Raw genomic sequence first — 13761 nt, forward strand, 5'->3', positions numbered from 1 at the left:
TGACTCATTGATCTCCTCCGTTCACGGATCAATTATCCCTCATAGGGATCACTGTCCGAAGAACGGGCCCCACCTCAAAGGCCTCCCGGAATCCATCACCACAGTCTGGCCGCTGGTCACCGTCCAGGCATGTGTCATTCACCTGCTCAGAAACTCGTTCTGGTACGCCGGCCGGCAGGACTGGGAAAAAATTTCCAAGAATTCCAAGCCGGTGTACGCGGCGCCGACCGTCGCCGCGACCGAGGCGCGGTTCGTCGAGTTCACCGAAACCTGGGGCGACCGCTACCCGGCCATCATTCGCCTGTGGCGCAACGTCTGGGAGGAATTCATCCCGTTCCTCGACTACGACGTAGAGATACGGAAGGTGATCTGCACGACCAACGTGATCGAGCCCCTGAACGCCCGCGGCGCGCTGTCCGCGCCCGCGGCCACTTCCCCAGCGAAGAGGTCGCGCTCAAGTGCCTCTACCTGGTCACCCGGTCCCTGGACCCCACAGGCCGAGGTCGGGCCCGCTGGATCATCAGATGGAAGCCCGCCCTCAACGCCCTCGCGATCACCTTCGAGGGCCGCCTGACCCCGACCACCACCAACTAACCCCATCACCGACCGCCACAACCGCTCCACCGATAGTCGGACACTCCCAGTTCGACCTTCCAAATCGCCACTTGGTGTTATGGCTCGGAGTTCAGGGCGGCTTGTACAGAGGGCTGGACCTCGCAGAGCCGCGTATGCCCTTGATTCGCGCGCTGGCGGTGGCACCGGGCGGCGAGCCGGCGGCAGAGCCGGCAGGTCGTCGGGAAGCCGCCAGGTTAGGCGCCGTGGCGACGACCACGGGCGGCGTAGCTGCGCAGTGCCCGTAGGAAGTCGATCTCGCGGAACGCGGGCCAGTACGCCTCGCAGAAGTACAGCTCGGAGTACGCGCTCTGCCAGAGCAGGAAGTTCGACATGCGCTGCTCGCCGCTGGTGCGGATGACCAGGTCGGGGTCGGGCTGGCCGGCCGTGTAGAGGTGGCGGGCGACGTCCTCGGCGGTGAGGGTCTCGGCCAGGTCGGCCAGCGAGGCGCCCGTCTCGGCCTGCTCGTGCAGGAGGGCCCGGAACGCGTCGACGACCTCCTGCCGGCCGCCGTACCCCACGGCGAGGGTGACATGCGCCCCCGTCGAGCAGGATCGGGTGACCTCCTCGGCGTTCTTGAGCGCGCGGGCCGTGCTGTCCGGCAGCGCGTCGAGCAGCCCCGCGATGTGCATCTGCCACGCCGGATCGGGAGTCGCGATCTTGTCGGAGACAACCTGCTCGATGACCCTCATGAGGAACGCGATCTCGGCATCCTCGCGGTGGGCCAGGTTCTCGGTGGAGCAGACGAAGACGGTCACGTGCTTGATCCCGGCCGCCTCGCACCACGACAGCACGTCCTCGACATGGTCGGCGCCGAACTTGTGGCCGAGGCTGGGATTGGCCATCCCCATCTGGCGGGCCCAGCGGCGGTTGCCGTCCATGATCAGGCCAACGTGCCTTGGTAGCGCGGCTCCCTTGAGCGACGCGCGGAGCCGACGGGCGTACACGGTGTAGGCAAGATCGCGTATTGACATAGCCTGAATCTATGCCCGCCTGTCCGCCGCGGTCCTAGTTCCGCCGGTCCCGTCCATCCAGGGCGTTCCCGCGGTGCTGCGCGGGTTGGGACAGAGCGGGACGGTGGGTGCGTCCGGAGCCCGCTGCTGTCGGTCCCGGTTTGGAAGAGGCGGGGCACACCAGTAGGGAGGTGTCGGCGCGAGGATTAGTGGTGTGGCGGGTATGGGGCCGCGGACGTGGGATTTCTTCATCTTTTACACGGCCGCGGACCGGCGATGGGCAGAGTGGGTGGCCTGGCAGCTGGAGGACGCCGGCCCCCGGGTTTTGATCCAGGCGTGGGACTTCGTGCCGGGTCGAACTGGATGTTCAGCATGGAGCAGGGGTGAGGTATGCCCGGCGGATGGTGGTGTTACTGTCGGCAGCCAGCCTACGTTACGTCTACGGAGGTCAGGAATGCCGGGCCGTACGGGCAGAAGACCTTGAGGACTCTGACCGACCAGGGCTGCTACGCACCCTGGTCGTGTGCGACTTGTTCGGCTGGCTTCGTAGGTGAGAACGGGTTTCTGACGCCGATCTTGTGGAGCTCCCAGCTCCGTTCCTGATCATGCGGGCGGGAGGGCGTGCTTGCGGAGCAGGTCGACGCCGACACGGCCGCACATCTGTCTTTTGATCATTTTGGCGTCTCTATGGGATCCGAGGTGTCAAGTGCCGCCGAGGGCCCGGCTGCTCGAATATGCGTTGGCCCGTTGGGCCGCTGGCCGGGACACTCAGCTGCTGTGGACCTGGGGATCTCTGGCTTCGAGCCGTCCTTCCTGGTCGGCATCGAGGCGGTTCGGCAGGCGCATGGTTCACGTCTGGCGATGCTCGCTGGCCGGCCGTTGACGGGGTTCGCCATGGTGCGTTTCGTCGAGGACGGAGAGTGGTTTGCCGACTGCCCGGTGGTGCTGGACTTCGACGGCGTCCAGGTGGAGGTGTGCCACTGCAAGTTCGACGAGCTCTCGGTGGGCTGGGACACGATCGACCCCGCGGCGGCCATTACCGGGTGGGAGTGGTCCGAGTTCACGCCGGAGTGGTCTCACCGCGATGAACGCCTCGAACCGCTCGTCGGCCAGGAACTGCGCGAGGTCGCGCTGCTTGAGTGGCGGCCGGCCGCGTTCGACATGGCGGCTGGAACGGTGGCAGTGGAGTTCGCCTTCGCCGGGGACTGTCTGCGGATCTTCAACGGTCTCGACGAGAACTGCATCGAGGGCGGTGCGGCCCACCCGGATTACCTCCGATACCGGCTGGGCCGCTGAGCGCAACTGCCACGTTCGTCGATGCCCGCTCGAGCTCGGACTGGCAGCCGAAGGCCTCCCGTCGCGCATGCGACCTGTGAGGTTGACCCGTTCCTGTTCACACCTGGACTCTTTGGGATAATTGTCCCGGGGAAGAGTGCATGTGCCAAGATCAAAACCGCCGTACACCGAGGAGTTCCGCCGGCAGATGGTGGAACTGGTCCGAGCTGGGCGGATACCCGAGGAACTAGATGGTAGACTCGTTCGTCCGCCCACAGCGTGCTCACCGTGACCATGGCGCTGTCGGTCTTGCCGTACCGGCCCAGCCACTGACGGCCCACATGGGCGGTGGCCGTGCCGTCCTTGCGGTCCCCGGAGTCGTCGACGACCAGTACCCCGCCCGGGTGCGGGGCGGTGGCCGGATCAGCCCGCAGCAGCTCCAGCCGCCGGGTGTTGACTTTCTCGGGGTCCCACACCGACTCCGACAGGAAGAACTGCAGCCGCTGCACCGCCGGATGCTGCGCACCGACCACCGACCACCGGCTCGGCCCCGGCCAGGCAGGTCCGTGTCTCGTTCCGATCCCGCGCCGCCAACAGCCCGGTCAGGTACTCCCGGAACCCCCGCCGCTGCGCCACCGCCGAGAACACATCATCGAACCGGGCCGCGTAGTCCTCCAACGGACCCGGTGCCGGCGGGCAGGCCACACGCTTGGTCATCACCGGCCCCCTCTCACAGGCAGCCAGCGATCAGGCCCTACCAAACCGGGTTCAACAAACCACCACTAATCAACGAATACGAACGAGCCGCCTAGGTCAACACTGGTGGCCGAGTTCGGACACCCCACAGGCGTTGCCGCACGGGCGTCGGCCGGTCGAGGCCACTACCGACACGGCACCTGTCTACCCACGCGGCTCAGAGCATGCCCTGGTCCAGAATGTCCGTCGCGGCCGCTATAACCGCGCTACCGCCCTCTGACCGCCACACACGGGGACGCTGGCATGGCCAGCTCCCCACAACACAACAGGGCCCGCCAGACCACAGAGCGCGAAATTTACACAGGAAAAGAAGCTACATTAAGTAGCCAATTGATTACCCATAGTGTCCGAGGGGGGACTTGAACCCCCACGCCCCGCAAAGGGCACTAGCACCTCAAGCTAGCGCGTCTACCATTCCGCCACCCGGACGAGTGGTGGTTCTGGGCTGCTCGCCCGCACCACGGGTGACTCTACACGGTCGCGACGGCGACTGACGCTACGCCCGACCACCGGGCGATCAAGCACTGACCGAGGATCGACGGCGCGGCCTCCGACCGCCGCACCAGCCGGCCTCCCATGCCATCAGCGGGCGGCCGGCCTCTGGCCTCCGATCGTCCGACCTCCTTCGAGCAGGACGTCCGACGCCCCTTCTCGTGCCGGGACTGTCCCCGATAGACACAGCGCGCTCGCGGAGAGCCGGGACGGATTCGCGAGCTCAGCATCAACGTGTGGGCCGGGACATAGGCGACCGGCTGGGCTGATCCGTGGCCGGCCGATGAGATGTGGCTGCCGCGCCGGTCTACCTACCGGGACACCACCTGACTTGAAGGGACCACCGCCATGGCCAAGGTCATCTCCACTCTGTTCATCTCCGCCGACGGCGTGGCTGAGATCGACCCCGACTGGCACTTCCCGTACTTCGACGAGAACATGGGCCGCGCCGTCGCCGAGGACTACGACACCTCCGACGTGCTGCTCATTGGTCGCGTGACCTACGACAGCTTCGCCGGGGCATGGCCCGCCCGCGAGGCGGCGGGCGGCGAGGACGCGCCGTTCGCCAAGCAGCTCGGGGACGTCCGCAAGGTGATCGTCTCGCGTCAGCCGCTCGAGTTCTCCTGGCGCAACTGCGAGCTGGTCGAGGGCGACGTCGTCGAGGCCGTCACCGCACTCAAGGCTGATGCCGGCATCAGGGGCATCCTGATCCCCGGCTCGATCTCCGTGGTGCGGCAACTGCTCGCCGCGGGGCTGGTCGACGAGCTCCGCCTGCTGGTGCACCCGGTGGCGGCACGCAAGGGCCGCCGGTTGTTCGACGATGGCGACACGCCGTACCACCTGAAGGTGACGGCGACGGAGGCGTTCCCGACGGGCGTGATCCGCATGATCTACTCGCCGGCTGATGCGCCCACCAAGGTCGGCTACGACCAGGTCAAGGACCAGGTGCCCGCAGGGAAGTAGCCGCGCGGCCAGGGTGTGGGGTCGGTTCCTGAAACAGGACGGCGCCCGCCGCAGTAAACGTGGTGTGAGGCCGAGCAGTACGCGAGGACTGGAATCCAGGACTACTGGCGGGTCGAGCAGGCCCCCGCTGGGCATTCCAGTCCTCTTTTACCTGCGTCCTCGACCCCCGCGGCCGGGACGTACGCCCTGGCGGCTGGCGTGGGTGGCGAGCTCGCTGGTCGACCAGCGTTCCAGCGGTGCGCCGACATCAGCGGGCCGGGTGCACGCCAGCGCCTTGACCTCGCCCGACCTGCACCGCGCTGAACCGGGCTGGCCGGCCTGAGCGGCGCCGGTCGGTCAACCCCGCCAGGCCCTCGCGGGCGAACCGGCCTCGTCACTTGCTGACCCGTGTCCTCGCAGACCCCGAGGCCGGCGGCGATCGCGGTGTTACCCGTTCCGCCGGCCGCGGCCAGCACGATCACGGCACGTAGCCAGTCCCGCCTGGGTGTGGTCGCCGAGCGGGCACGGCCGCTCAGCGTCTCCTGGTCGGTGTCGGTCAGTGTGATCGCAACGGCGTGGCGTGGCACCGTCCACGTCCTACCGGGCTGGTCGCGCCCCACGGGCAGCCAGCCCTCAACGGCCAGCCACAATCAGGGCCGTGGCTGGTATCCCGGAATCGACGAAGATCTCCCTGCGTCAGCGGCTGACCGCCCACGCGGCCGAGGCCTGGCCCGCGTCCTGCCCGACGGATCCTGGACCGGTACCGCTGAAGCGGCCCTCGATCTCGCCGCCGGCATCTACCTACCCGATACCGCCGATCACCGGCGAACTAACGGCGACGACCACTAGCTCGTTCGGAGGCACGGCGGGCCGGTGAGCGTTCGCCACCGTTCTGGCGATCAAGTGTGCCGAGGAAGTGGTGGAACGCTCGATCGGTGCGGGTGGTGTCGGCTGTGGCGTCGAGGTCCATGAGGAGGCCGCGGATGACCGCGAGGACGAGAGTCGCGAGCTCCTCACGGCCGATGCTGCGCAGGCCGTCCGCGAGCGGCCCGAGCCAGTCGGTCGTCGCGGTACGGCGGAAGTCGGGCCACAGTTGCTGCACCGAGCTCTCCCGCAGCTGACCGAACATTTGTAGGAACGGCTGTCCGTCCGGGCCGGTCATCGAGGTCCAGGCGTTGTTCAGCGTGGTGGTGTAGGGCTCGTCGGGTCGTGCGCGCAGGAGGGCGCCGAAGGTGTCGAGCTGGCGTTGCCGCGCGTGCCCGAGGACGGCCCGTAACAGGGCGTCGCGGGTGCCGAAGTGGTAGATCAGCATGCGGGCCGAGGTGCCAGCGGCGCAGGCCAGCGGCTCGAGCCGGTCGGGGAGGCCGTGCTCGAGTGCGTAGTCGGTGCACGCGTCGAGCAGCCGCAGCTTGATCTCTGGCTGTCGCCGCCGTCCCATCGCCGCATCTTTTCGCGTAACAACTGCTACGTCTACCGTCGATCGGGACGTAGCCAAGGTAGACGCGGAGGTGGCGATGAGAGTCGTGTTCGTGCACGGGGCGTGCGTGCGGGACGGGTCGTGGTGGTGGCACCGCGCGGCGCGGCTGCTGCAGGAGCGTGGGGTGGCCAGCGTGTCCCCGGCCCTCCCGAGCTGCGGTGAGGCGGGCGTGCCACCAGGGGCCGGCGGGCCGGGGCTGACCGAGGACGTGGCCGCCGTGCGGCAGGTGCTGCGGGACGGCGACGCACCCACCATCGTGGTCGCCCACAGCTACGGCGGCATCGTGGCCGCCGAGGCCGCCGCGGGGGTCGGCTCGGTGCGCCATCTGGTGCTGGTCTCCAGCTATCTACCCGAGATCGGGCAGAGCCTGTCGGAGTTCGGCGACGGCACCCCCGCCCCGTTCCTGGACGTCGACCCCGACACCGGGACGTTCGGGGTCCGCCCCGAACTGCTCGTGGACACGTTCCTGCAGGACTGTGACTCCGACGTCCAGACACAGGCGCCGGCCCACCTCACCCGGCAGAGCGTCCAGGTGACCGGGCAGCCGGTCGGGGCGGCCGCCTGGCACCATGTGCCCTCCACCTACCTCGTGTGCACCCAGGACAAGGGCACCCCTGCCCGGCTACAGCGCGAGTTCGCCCGCAGAGCCGGCCGTGTCGTCGAGCTCGACGCCGGCCACCACCCCTTCCTGTCCCAGGCCGCCGCAGTCGGCGACCTGCTGCTGAGCCTGCAGGGCACCCGCCGATGAGCCTGCCCTCGCGACGAGGACCAGGGATCCGAGGTGAGCGACAGTCGGGGTGTCGCAGGATGAATCCCCCCGGTGCGTCCGGAGACTCTGATGCGCCCCGGACACGCCGGCGGTTCAATCAGAGTCGGATGACGACGACGGCGGTGTCGTCGGCTGGCTCGCTGTCCGCGCCCACCTCGGCCAGCAGCGCATCGGCCAGTGCCTCCGGATCGAGTCCCGGGTTGCGGCGGAGGCTGGCGGCAAGACGGGACAACCCGACGTCGATGTTCTCCCCGCGGCGTTCGATCAGGCCGTCGGTATACAGCGTCAGCGTGGCGCCGACCGCGAACGTCGCGGTGGCCTGGGACCGGGGCAGGTGTTCCGGGCTCGCGCCCAGCGGCGGGTCGACGGTCTGGTCGAGGAACTCGATGGCGCCGCCGACGTGCGCCAGTGCCGGCGGCGGATGACCTGCCCGACTGTAGGTGACGGTGAGCGTGTCGTAGTCGGCGACCGCCTGCACGACGGTGGTCGACTCGGCGCCTTCTACCGACCGTGCGTACAGGTCCAGCACGTCCAGGGCGGCTGCGGGCCCGTCGGCCACTCGGACCATGGCGCTCAGTGCGCTGCGCAGTTGGCCCATCGTGCCCGTGGCCGACAGCCCGTGGCCGACGACGTCGCCCACGGCCACAGCGACGCGGTCCTCGGACAGCTCCACCAGTTCGTACCAGTCGCCGCACACGTTCATCGTGCTGGCGGCGGGCCGGTACCGCACTGCCGCCTTGACGCGCCCGGTCAGTGCGGGCGTGGGCAGCATTGCTTCCTGGAGGGCCAGGGCCACCTCGCGTTCCCGAGCGTGAGTTCGACGCAGCTGCTCGTTGCCTTCGTGTAGCTCCCGAGCACGGGCCAGCAGCTCCGCCTCCAGCGTGTGCTGCCGGTCGTCCCCCATTTCTCCGGCGCACATGCGGACGAGGTCGGTCGCCTCCTCCACCCGGTGCACCACCAACGCCACCTGCCCGTCAGGATCAAGCACCGGAGTGTTGACCGTGCTCCAGTACCGCTCCTCGAACACATTTGGACGCCCTGGCGCCTCCACGTCGTAACGCTGGACCGCCATGGTGTCGCGCTTCCCGGTGGCCAGCACTCGCCGTAGCGACGCGCCAAGTGCGCGCACCGCTGACGCGGACCGGTACTCCGGATTGTCCGGGAAAGCGTCGAACAGGTAGCGCCCCAGCAGGTTCTCGCGCGTACGCCCCGATACCCGAAGATATGCCTCGTTGGCGGCAAGTATGATCAATTCAGGGGTCAGTAGCAAGGTCGGGCTGGGGAGAGCCCGAAAAACGGCCTCATAGTCGATCCTCGGCTCTCCCACCCGCTACCACCTCGACGACGCACCATCGGATATCTGACCTCCCAACGGTAGAACCGCAGGACGGAATGCGCCGACACTGACGCATTGGCGCAGTCCGCCACCGCGGCTGTCGGCCGGGCAATGATCGATGATGTCGTCGCCGTAGCCGCGGCGGTCAGCTCCCGATGACAAATCCTGCCGCCGGTCGGCGCTGGCGCCGCTCCCGACCTCCAAAGAATCGGCGACGTTTGGTTCACGGCGGACGCAACCGTACAGATTGGGCGGCCGACCACACGTACTCCGCGACTGACTGCCAGCCCGTCTGCTCGGGTGATACATGCGGCGCGGCCCGGTGCCGCTGGACCGAGCGGAGGCGTTTCAGGCCCCGCATCGGCCGAAGCAGGCTTTGCGGATGATATCCCCTGGCAGGCACACCCTGAGGGCTGGGATCAGCGGGAGAGTAGCGCCTCCGGCCCCCCTGGCTGACCGGCCCAGGGCGGAGGACCGTGGCCCCTGTTTCGGGCGGCGGTCTGCGAGCCGCCGCCGTCCTCGCCCGACTCACAAGCGTCATCCGCGGCCGCCCCGTCGGTTCCGGACGCGGCACAGCCCGACGCCGGGGCGGCGGCGACTGGCTGACCTGTCACGGCCGGGGCACCTTGCGCGCTGGTCGCGGCGCTCCCGGTGGTGTGCGCGGACGCGGCCCCGCCGGAGGAGCCGGCATCCTGCCCAACCGTGGACTCGCCGTCGGGCGCGGCGGCGTCGGGCGGGGCGGTTGTGCCGGCCGACGGGCGGGAGGTCGGCGGCGAGGAGTACATGGCCTTGGGAGCGGTGCCGTGGGCGGCCGCGGGGGGCTGGACCGCCGTTTCAGGGTCGGATGCCGCCAGCAGGCTGGCCGCAGCGGCGAGGGCGACGAGCATCCCGGCGACGGGCACCAGCGCACGGCGACGCCTACGGCCGCCCGCATCCGCAGCGCAGTGCGCGGTGGCCGGCTCGGCTGGTGGGGAGGCGGCGAGTCCGTCGGGAACGGTGTCCAGGCCCGCGATCGAGAACCGTGCGGACAGCAGGGGCGAGGAGGCTGCCGAGGAACCAGCGGGGGAGGCCCGCCGGGGCGGCGGAGCCTGGGCCAGACGCTCTGCGGGTGGCTCCGCTGGCTCTGCCATCGGCGCCGTCGGGAGTCCGCCTGCGGGCGAGGCGGTGGACAACTCGCCGAGGAGGCGGCTCGCGCTCGGACGGCAGTCGGGCTGCTTGCGCACTGTCGCGGCGACCACCGTTCGCAGATGCCGGGGGAGAGCCGTCAGATCGGGCTCGGCATGGACCGTCCGGTAGAGGAGGGAACTAAGCGGACCGTCGCCGAACGGAGCCCTCCCGGCGGCCGCGTAGGCGAGGGTGAGCCCCAGGGCGAAGACGTCCGCGGCGGGCCCGGGGCGGCCGGCTGTGTCGAGAAGCTCCGGGGCCATGTATCCAACGCTGCCGAGAACCACCCCGGTCGCGGTGACGGTGCCGGGGAGCCCGGCGGCAATGCCGAAGTCGATGACCTTCGCGCCGTCGGGGGCCAGCATGACGTTGCCCGGTTTCAGGTCGCGGCGCACCACTCCGGCCTGATGGATGGCGACCAGCGCCGAGGCCAGCTCGATCGCCAGTCTCCGCAGACGGTCCGCCGGCAGTGGACCGTGCCTGGCGACCACCCTCAGCAGGTCGGATCCCGGGACGTACTCCGCGGCCAGCCATGGCTGCTCCGCTTGGGGGTCGGCATCGAGTAGCCGCGCCACCCGCGGGCTGTCGATCGCCGCTGCCGCGGCCACCTCCCTGCTGAAGCGTCGGACGAAGTCCGGATCGTCGGCGTACTCGTCCCGCAGGACCTTCACGGCGGCCTGCCGGCCCGCGGCGTCCACTCCCAGGTAGACCACACCCATCCCGCCGCGGCCCAGCCGCGCGGCGAGCTGGAACGGACCGACGGATGCAGGATCTCCGTGGCGCAGCGCCTTCACCGATGCCCCAGCCTCTCGACGTCGCCGCACCCGCCCCGGGCGCACCCGCCGTACATGCCCGCAAGTTCACGCCGTATCCCCGCGAGGTCCCGCTTCCGGTGAGCGTCGACTTCCGGGTCGACGCCGCAGAGGGCCTGGTCCGTACGCTGTCCGGCCCTTGCGGCGCGAGGGGATCCACGTCAGCGCCGCCTGCCCCGGCCTCGTCGACACCCCGCGGGCTTCGGCGAGTGTCACGGGCCGGGCCGACCCGTCTTGTCCGCCGCGGCAAGCAGGGCATCGCGTTCGCCGTCTGTCAGCAGCTCAGCAGCTCAGCAGTCGGGCGGCGCCGTCGACCTCCACCGGTCACTCGGTCGGCGACGAGCGCGCGGCCTGCTGGCCGGTGAGGAGCTGCGCACGGCGGTGGACGTCGCGGGGGGAGCAGCGGCGCTCGAGTCGGGTCTGCAGAAGTGACCGGGCGATGTTGGGTCGGTTGGCCTGGATGGCGCAGTAGATCGTGGTGTCCTCGACGATCTCGCGCTGGGCGGCGCTGCCGCCGAGCCGCTCGACGCCGGGCAGGGCGATCAGCGCGTCGGTGGCCCGGTCGGGATCACCGTGCAGGAGGTGCATCAGGGCGTCGGCCAGTGGCGCGACGGTGTCGGTGAACACCGGGCTGGTCCGGGCGGCGGCGGACCGGCGCAGTTGCGCGAGTCGGCGGCAGTCGCCCGCGGCGGCGAGGGCGACCGCCGAGTGCAGCCCGACGAAGGGCGTCGGCGGATCGACGAGCAACGTTCCGGGGACGGTCTCCAGCACCGGTCCGAGTTCCACCGACGTCCAGGCGCCGGCCGCGAAGCCGCGCCACAGCAGCGACGCGGAGTCGATCAGTGCCCGGACGCCGGAGACGGCCGGCGGCGAGAGCTGGGTCGAGAAACGAGCCCGGGCCGCGCTGTCGTCACCGAGCGCGAGTTCGTGCAGGGCCGCGTGCCAGGCGAAGTGCGCCCGGTGCGACGAGTCCGACCCGCAGGTCGAGATCCAGCCGTCCAACCAGGCCAGCCCGGCCTCGTGGTCGCCGGTCTCGTAGTGGACGTGGGTCTTCGCGTGAACGGCGTGGCCGGCGGTCGGTTCGACGGCCAGCGCCAGTGCGGCGAGCTCGGCCGCCTCCTCCCAGTTCTCCTGCTCCTGGCGGGTGAAGGCGAGCAGCCCCCGGTACCACCAGTCGTCGCGGTAGACGGCCGCCAGTCCTTCGACCAGGGCCCAGGCCTCGGCCGGAATCTCCGTCGCGCCGCTGAACGCGATCGTCGGCACGGCGATGCTGACGGCCAGGGCGTCTTCCGGGTATGCCTGGATGTAGCTCAGCAGGGCCGCGGCCGAACCGGCCCCCGGCTCGCGGATACGAGCGGCGACCACCTCGATGAAGCGCCGCTCACGCTCGTCGGCCCGGGCGGCGTGGCGTTGCGCGTCCCGCAGGGCCGTCTCCACGTCGACGTCGGCGCCCCATTCGGCACCTAGCAGGGCCAGCACCGCCTGCCCGAGGGCGAACTGGGGATCGGCCGCGACCGCCTCGGCGACCAGCGTCTCGGCTCCGGACCGCACCCGCAGGATCTGTCCGAGCCCGGCGACATAGCGGTCGGCCGCCTCCGGGCTGGCGGTGAGGGGCAGGCCATAGGGGTCGCGCACCCGCCGGACGACCCGTGGCCCGGGCAGGGCGGCCACGACGGCGCGGGCGAGCGCGGCCGCCTGGCCGCGGATCTCGGGGATCGCCGTGCTCTCCCACAGCTCCCCCCGCCGCAACGGCCCGATGGCCCAGATCGCCGGCCGGGGTCCGTCGGCCGTGACCAGCCGCCCGGACGCCTCGGTGGCGAAGCCCAGGTCCAGGCTGTCCGGGGTAGCCAGGCCGGAGGCGAGCAGGTTCATGACCAGGGGATCGTGGTTGGTCCGCACGCCGGCGCCCGCACCGGTGCAGTTGACCACGGCCGCGGCGAGTACCCGGGAGCCGTCACTCAGCGAGACCTCGACGCCGGCCGCGGTCTCCTGGGCGTCGACGACCCGCGCGGCGTGCACGACCAGCGAGCCCTCGGCGCGGCGTTGCTCCAGCCAGGCGTGGACCGCGGGGTCGACGCGGTGCCGGACCTGGTCCCAGCGCCGCATCGTCGTGGCGACGAAGGTCGATCGGGCGGCCGCGTCCAGGCGTGACCACAGCTCGGCCGTCACCGGGCGCAGCCCGTCCACGGCTCGCCGCCAGTCGCCACCGGCCGCGCGGATGTGATCGAAGACAAGGTGGCGGGCCCGGGCGAGGCTCACCGGACCGTCGGGCAGCTCCGGGGCGGTGAGCGGCGGCGCCGGGTTCACCGCGTGGGGGAGCGGAAGCAGCCCGTGACGCGAGGTGACGTGCAGGCGCACGCCGGCCCGGCTCCAGCGCTGGGCCATGTCGGCCATGGTCAGGCCCGCGCCGACGAGCAGCACGTCGCTGCCGGCCGGGACGTGCGGCTGGGCATCCGCCCGCCACGGATCGGCAACGAACCGAGGCGACCGGGCCAGCGCCGGCGGAGCCCACGACGCCGTCGGCGCGCCGTGTCCGAGCGCGAGGACGACGGCGTCGACCGGGTGGCTGGTCCCGTCGTCGAGCGTCAGCCGCAGCCGGCGGCCGTGCCGGCGGACGTCCGTCGCGCGGGCGCACACCCGCTCGTAGCGCACCCCGGTCGCGGCGCGCAGCGTCTCCTCCAGCGTGTGGCGGAGGTAGTCGGCGTAGAACTGGCGGGGCGCGAAGCCACCGGACGGAAAGTCGACCGCCACGTGCCGGCGAAGCCAGCGCAGGAAGTGCTGCGGGTCGTCATCGAACGCGCTCATCTTCGCGGCGGGGACATTGAGCCGGTGCCGTGGATCTCGGGTCCGATAAGCCAGGCCCTCACCGACGCCGTCCGGCTCGACGAGCAATATTGTGAACCTGCGGCCGGTAACCGCCACGGACCTTGCCAACTGGGTGGTCGCGAGGCAACCGCTCGCCCCGCCACCCACCACCGCGACGACCACCGGCGCGCTCATCGGGACCGTCGACAGTATGCGTGCGGACACCTGGGCATGGAGATCTCCTTCCCCGACCATTCCGGTCAATACCAGGTTAGGCCCGGGTGGGGCGGGCCGTGGTTTAGAACGACAGACCGTTACATTGGCGGTGCGGTCCTCCCGGCCTCGCGCCGGGCGAGACAGAACCGGCG

At 70.4% G+C, this 13761-nt stretch carries 10 protein-coding genes, 1 tRNA gene and 1 pseudogene; 5 read left to right on the forward strand and 7 right to left on the reverse strand.

The window, feature by feature from the left end:
• Positions 1-61: 61 nt before the first annotated feature.
• Positions 62-594 (forward strand): annotated as a pseudogene (locus tag MXD62_RS17460) (transposase); the annotation flags it as partial.
• A gap of 215 nt (positions 595-809) precedes the next feature.
• Here MXD62_RS17460 and uppS read toward each other — a convergent pair.
• Positions 810-1586 carry a polyprenyl diphosphate synthase gene (uppS, locus tag MXD62_RS17465; RefSeq protein ID WP_248830574.1) on the reverse strand — a complete coding sequence of 259 codons (777 nt, stop codon included), beginning with the start codon at positions 1584-1586 and terminating at the stop codon, positions 810-812.
• A gap of 202 nt (positions 1587-1788) precedes the next feature.
• Between uppS and MXD62_RS17470 the strand changes: the two genes are divergently transcribed.
• Entirely contained in the window at positions 1789-2049 is a 261-nt protein-coding gene (locus tag MXD62_RS17470; RefSeq protein ID WP_248830620.1) for a toll/interleukin-1 receptor domain-containing protein, read from the forward strand.
• 137 nt (positions 2050-2186) lie between these two features.
• Positions 2187-2861 carry a hypothetical protein gene (locus MXD62_RS17475; protein ID WP_248830576.1) on the forward strand — a complete coding sequence of 225 codons (675 nt, stop codon included), beginning with the start codon at positions 2187-2189 and terminating at the stop codon, positions 2859-2861.
• On the opposite strand, the gene MXD62_RS40730 is transcribed toward MXD62_RS17475, so the two are convergent.
• Positions 2834-3373: a transposase gene (locus MXD62_RS40730; RefSeq protein ID WP_368862415.1), complete on the reverse strand. Its 540-nt coding sequence runs from the start codon at positions 3371-3373 to the stop codon at positions 2834-2836. The genes MXD62_RS17475 and MXD62_RS40730 overlap by 28 nt on opposite strands.
• A 567-nt stretch (positions 3374-3940) precedes the next feature.
• Positions 3941-4025, reverse strand: a tRNA-Leu gene (locus MXD62_RS17480).
• Between the two features lie 411 nt (positions 4026-4436).
• Here MXD62_RS17480 and MXD62_RS17485 point away from each other — a divergent pair.
• Entirely contained in the window at positions 4437-5051 is a 615-nt protein-coding gene (locus MXD62_RS17485) for a dihydrofolate reductase family protein (RefSeq protein ID WP_248830585.1), read from the forward strand.
• 808 nt (positions 5052-5859) lie between these two features.
• On the opposite strand, the gene MXD62_RS17490 is transcribed toward MXD62_RS17485, so the two are convergent.
• A complete protein-coding gene (locus MXD62_RS17490) occupies positions 5860-6468 on the reverse strand; it encodes a TetR/AcrR family transcriptional regulator (protein WP_248830587.1) in 609 nt (202 codons plus the stop codon).
• 76 nt (positions 6469-6544) lie between these two features.
• Here MXD62_RS17490 and MXD62_RS17495 point away from each other — a divergent pair, with 76 nt between their 5' ends.
• Entirely contained in the window at positions 6545-7255 is a 711-nt protein-coding gene (locus MXD62_RS17495; protein WP_248830595.1) for an alpha/beta hydrolase, read from the forward strand.
• A 118-nt stretch (positions 7256-7373) separates the two neighbouring features.
• Here MXD62_RS17495 and MXD62_RS39775 read toward each other — a convergent pair whose 3' ends face one another.
• The 3 genes from MXD62_RS39775 to MXD62_RS17510 all read right to left on the reverse strand — a co-directional run bounded on the left by MXD62_RS39775 (position 7374) and on the right by MXD62_RS17510 (position 13588).
• Positions 7374-8603 carry a SpoIIE family protein phosphatase gene (locus MXD62_RS39775; protein WP_308301276.1) on the reverse strand — a complete coding sequence of 410 codons (1230 nt, stop codon included), beginning with the start codon at positions 8601-8603 and terminating at the stop codon, positions 7374-7376.
• Between the two features lie 428 nt (positions 8604-9031).
• Positions 9032-10570, reverse strand: a complete 1539-nt coding sequence (locus tag MXD62_RS17505) for a serine/threonine-protein kinase (RefSeq protein ID WP_248830608.1) — start codon at positions 10568-10570, stop codon at positions 9032-9034.
• Between the two features lie 342 nt (positions 10571-10912).
• Complete coding sequence (locus MXD62_RS17510) at positions 10913-13588, reverse strand: FAD/NAD(P)-binding protein (protein WP_248830609.1); 2676 nt, start codon at positions 13586-13588, stop codon at positions 10913-10915.
• Positions 13589-13761 lie beyond the last annotated feature (173 nt).

Source organism: Frankia sp. Mgl5 (genome assembly GCF_023242985.1).
Lineage (GTDB): Bacteria > Actinomycetota > Actinomycetes > Frankiales > Frankiaceae > Parafrankia > Parafrankia soli.

Bases quoted from the DNA above. Each gene is read 5' to 3' on its own strand.
- uppS (WP_248830574.1), bottom strand. From the start codon at position 1,586: ATGTCAATACGCGATCTTGCCTACACCGTGTACGCCCGTCGGCTCCGC.
- MXD62_RS17485 (WP_248830585.1), top strand. From the start codon at position 4,437: ATGGCCAAGGTCATCTCCACTCTGTTCATCTCCGCCGACGGCGTGGCT.
- MXD62_RS17510 (WP_248830609.1), bottom strand. From the start codon at position 13,588: ATGAGCGCGCCGGTGGTCGTCGCGGTGGTGGGTGGCGGGGCGAGCGGT.
- MXD62_RS17490 (WP_248830587.1), bottom strand. From the start codon at position 6,468: ATGGGACGGCGGCGACAGCCAGAGATCAAGCTGCGGCTGCTCGACGCG.
- MXD62_RS17495 (WP_248830595.1), top strand. From the start codon at position 6,545: ATGAGAGTCGTGTTCGTGCACGGGGCGTGCGTGCGGGACGGGTCGTGG.
- MXD62_RS17470 (WP_248830620.1), top strand. From the start codon at position 1,789: ATGGGGCCGCGGACGTGGGATTTCTTCATCTTTTACACGGCCGCGGAC.